The sequence below is a fragment of the Actinoplanes sp. NPDC051633 genome (assembly GCF_040681735.1).
GTDB lineage: Bacteria > Actinomycetota > Actinomycetes > Mycobacteriales > Micromonosporaceae > Actinoplanes.
This window is the reverse complement of the sequence record NZ_JBFAZH010000869.1, coordinates 1-3370: the sequence shown is the minus strand read 5'-3', so window position 1 is coordinate 3370 and position 3370 is coordinate 1. Positions and strand designations below refer to the sequence as shown.

The 3370-nt window shown below is 67.5% G+C and carries 3 protein-coding genes and 1 pseudogene; 2 read left to right on the top strand and 2 right to left on the bottom strand.

Annotated features, from left to right (window positions below):
* Positions 1 to 460 precede the first annotated feature (460 nt).
* Together AB0M20_RS33585 and AB0M20_RS33580 are read right to left on the bottom strand one after the other, a co-directional pair.
* Positions 461 to 664 (bottom strand): hypothetical protein, encoded by a 204-nt coding sequence (locus AB0M20_RS33585; protein ID WP_364304362.1) that lies wholly within the window; start codon positions 662 to 664, stop codon positions 461 to 463.
* A 258-nt stretch (positions 665 to 922) separates the two neighbouring features.
* A complete protein-coding gene (locus AB0M20_RS33580; protein WP_364304361.1) occupies positions 923 to 1375 on the bottom strand; it encodes a hypothetical protein in 453 nt (150 codons plus the stop codon).
* 526 nt (positions 1376 to 1901) lie between these two features.
* Here AB0M20_RS33580 and AB0M20_RS33575 point away from each other — a divergent pair.
* Both AB0M20_RS33575 and AB0M20_RS33570 read left to right on the top strand, forming a co-directional pair.
* Positions 1902 to 2945, top strand: a complete 1044-nt coding sequence (locus tag AB0M20_RS33575) for a DNA polymerase IV (RefSeq protein ID WP_364304360.1) — start codon at positions 1902 to 1904, stop codon at positions 2943 to 2945.
* Positions 2946 to 3016: 71 nt separating this feature from the next.
* Positions 3017 to 3300: pseudogene (locus AB0M20_RS33570) on the top strand (IS3 family transposase); the annotation flags it as partial.
* Between the last annotated feature and the right edge of the window lie 70 nt (positions 3301 to 3370).

Below are 3370 nucleotides of genomic sequence, written 5' to 3'. Positions count from 1 at the left end.
GCTCTCAATCTGCTCCCACTCGTAAGCAGCCGCGGTCCAATGGTGACTTACGCGATTGACCTGCAAGGACTCCCCCACCTGCAGCGATACAACTCGACCGTCGTCAGCCGCGTTGAGCGCGCTTCGACCGTGTCAACGAATGGTCCGCACCGCGTTGACCTGCGGCTCCGCATATCCAGCATTAACGACCTCACCGTTCAATGTAGTTCAGCGCATCTGAAGGTGCTTCCGAGCCGTTCAACACCCTGCTGCTCCCATTCTGCTCACCGTCTTTCCTGAACGTCTCGGGTCACCGTCCGAGCGACCGCTGCGGACGGAGCCCGGCGAACCGAAGAGGCTTGCTAGCTCGCAGCAACGCCGTCAACGCCCACACGAGGGTTCCAGCATCGGCGATCAGGGATGATGCGGACGCTGTGCGGCTCCCTCTTCTGCCGCTGACTGCTCGCCGCGGTGCGCTGGGTTAAAGCTGTGGTACGACGCGAAGTACAGCGCCAGTCGCCGGGTCGACGATCACCAGAAGGCCGCCGCCGCGGGCGTATGCCGGGTCGGACAGCAGCACCTCCGCTTGCGTCCCGCGGCGCGTGACATGCGCATGAGCGAGCGCGACCTTCCCGCGTGCGGCAGCGGCTGCCCGCGCGACGGCGATGAGCTCGTCGTCGGTCATGACGCGCCGCCCGCGAAGCGGCAAGCTCCGGGCGTCAGATTGGTCAGGCCCTCGGCCCATGGATAGCTCGGCGAAGGTGCCGCGCCTTCCTCTCTCACGCTTCGAGAATGCCATGTCCTGCGGCACAGCGATGCATGACGGCATACCGTCACGCGAAGTCTGCGCGGGAAGCAGACTAAGCACTTCGGGAAGAAGGCTAAGCACTTAAGGAAGCGCGGTACGACAGCGCGGCCGCTGTCAGAACAGCAGGTGCCGCCTTCAACGCGGTGGCTTGCCAGGCGCGGTTGCGGGTTGCGCTGGTCCGTCCGGTGCTTGAGAAACCGTTCCCGGCGCCGCGCTGGTGTCAGTCGCTGAACCATCCGCGTGCGACGGTTGCATCCCGCCGGGTCGCCGCCGGCCCGTTCCCAGCGGGTCTAGTATCTCGCCGACGGTACCCATCTCGGGGGCATAACCGTTGTCGTAGGCGTTGGCCCGATCGAGAGGCATGCCCGGGCGATAGGTCTCTCGACGCAGCATCGCCTCGATTTCCTCCACGCTGAAGCCGGCACGGTGAAAGTTGAGTACGTGCTCGCGGTACGTGATCGAGTGGATGCCGGCGTCAACGTCAACGGCCTTGTTCTTGGCATCTCGTCTCGCCCGAAGGCTGATCATCATGGCTGCTACCGCGACAATGAGGCCGACGACCTGGACCACGTTCAACAGAATCTGCACGAGAGATCACCCGCGTTCGATAGCGGCAGGACCTTCGCCTGCCAGCTCTGCGCTCTGCGGTCAGGCTTAGCACAAGTACAACGTCGAGGGTCACTTGGAGACATCACCTCCTGAGGCGCAGAGCCGTACCCGGGTCATGCAATCGGCCAGGCCCACTCGCACGATCGCGCCGGTACAGGTCCGGCGGGCGCTGCGGCGCGACAGGCAGACCGTCATCTCCGCGGCGGCATCGCCGATTGGTCGTTGTACCAGGGTGGGTTCGCCGAGGCGGCGTTGCACGATCCGTTCGGCAGGCGTGACGAGCCCTGGACAGGGCTACTTAGGTCGCTCGGGGCGAGTCCGGTGAACGTTGCGGCGAGTCTTGTGGTCGGCGGAGTTTGAGGTCGTAGTGGCAGGCTCGGCGTCGCCGGCCGTCACCAACTCCGCGATCGCATCGATCGGCAGCATGCATCACGGTCCGGCGATCGATGGTCAGCCCACAGCTGGAATCACCCTTGCGCGACGTCCAGCAGGCGATACTAGCCGGGTGGTTGATCGCTGGGTGCTGCACGTCGACCTGGACCAGTTCTTCGCGTCGGTCGAGGTGTTGCGCCGCCCCGAGCTCCGCGGCCGGCCGGTGGTGGTGGGCGGCTCCGGCGATCCGACGCGAGCCCGGACAGTGGTGGCCACGGCGTCGCGGGAGGCCCGCGAGCTAGGGGTGCGCTCCGGCATGCCGATGCGGCTGGCTGCCCGTAAGTGCCCGGATGCCGTGTTCCTGCCGACCGACATGCCGGCCTACCAGGAGGCGTCGGCGCGGGTGATGGCCACGCTGCGGACCTTTCCGGTGCTGCTGCAGGTGCAGGGCCTGGACGAGGCGTTCGTCGGCGGCGACATCGACGATCCGGAGCGGCTGGCCGCGGAGTTGAGAGCGGCAGTCCACCACCGGGTCGGGCTGACCTGCGCGATCGGCATCGGCCGCAACAAGAACCAGGCGAAGATCGCGGCTCGGTTCGCCAAGCGGGAACCGGCCGGGATCGCCACGCTGACCGGTGACACCTGGATGCCGGTGATGGGCTCCCGGCCGGTGGGCGAACTGTGGGGTGTCGGGCCGAAGACGGTGACCAAACTCGTCGAGCTGGGCCTGCCGACGGTCGCCGAGCTCGCCGCGGCGGACCCGGAGGTGCTGACGGCACGGTTCCCGCCGCGGGCCGCGCTCTGGCTGTCCGAGATCGCTCGCGGTGGCGGCGACGCCGAGGTCGTGACCGAGCCCTGGGTCGCCCGGTCGCGCAGCAAGGAGGTCACCTTCGCCGACGACCTGACCGAGCGGGCCGCCATCCAGGAGCAGGTGGCCGACCTGGCCCGCCGGCTCGGCGCGGAGGTGGTCGCCGACGGCCGGCGGGTGATCCGGGTCGGCGTGAAAGTCCGGTCGTCGTCGTTCTTCACGCAGACCCGGGAGGCGAAGCTGCGCGGCGGCCCAACGACCGATCTCGACGTGATCGCCGCTGCGGCGTCGGCGGTGCTGTCGAAGTTCGAACTCAAGCGGCCGGTGCGGCTGCTCGGCGTACGCGCGGATCTAGATCTTGATCTTTGACCGGCGAGGCCCCGAGCGGGTGAACTGCCCCGGGTTTGGTACCGGTCCGACCTCTTGTGGAGGATCGAGTCATGTCACGCCCTTCCCGGTACCCGGCTAAGTTGCGTCAGCGTGCGGTGCGGATGGTCGCCGAGGTGCGGCCGCACTACGACTCCGACTGGGCGGCGATCACCGCGGTCGCCCAGAAACTCGGCATCGGCACCACCGAGACGCTGCGCAAGTCGGTGCGCCGGGCCGAGTTGACGCCGGCCAACGGACCGGTGTCAATAGTGAGGAGTCGGCCGAGCCGAAGCGGCTGCGCCGGGAGAACGCCGAGCTGCGCCGGGCCAACGAGATCCTCAAGTCCGCGTCCTTAGATTCAGGCGGTCAAGGCAACACACTCGGCGGGGGTGCGGTAGCCGAGGCATTTTCGGGGTCGGTTGTTG

What these genes read in the sequence shown, in the direction of transcription:
- AB0M20_RS33585 (WP_364304362.1), bottom strand. Translation starts at nt 664, where the DNA reads ATGACCGACGACGAGCTCATCGCCGTCGCGCGGGCAGCCGCTGCCGCA.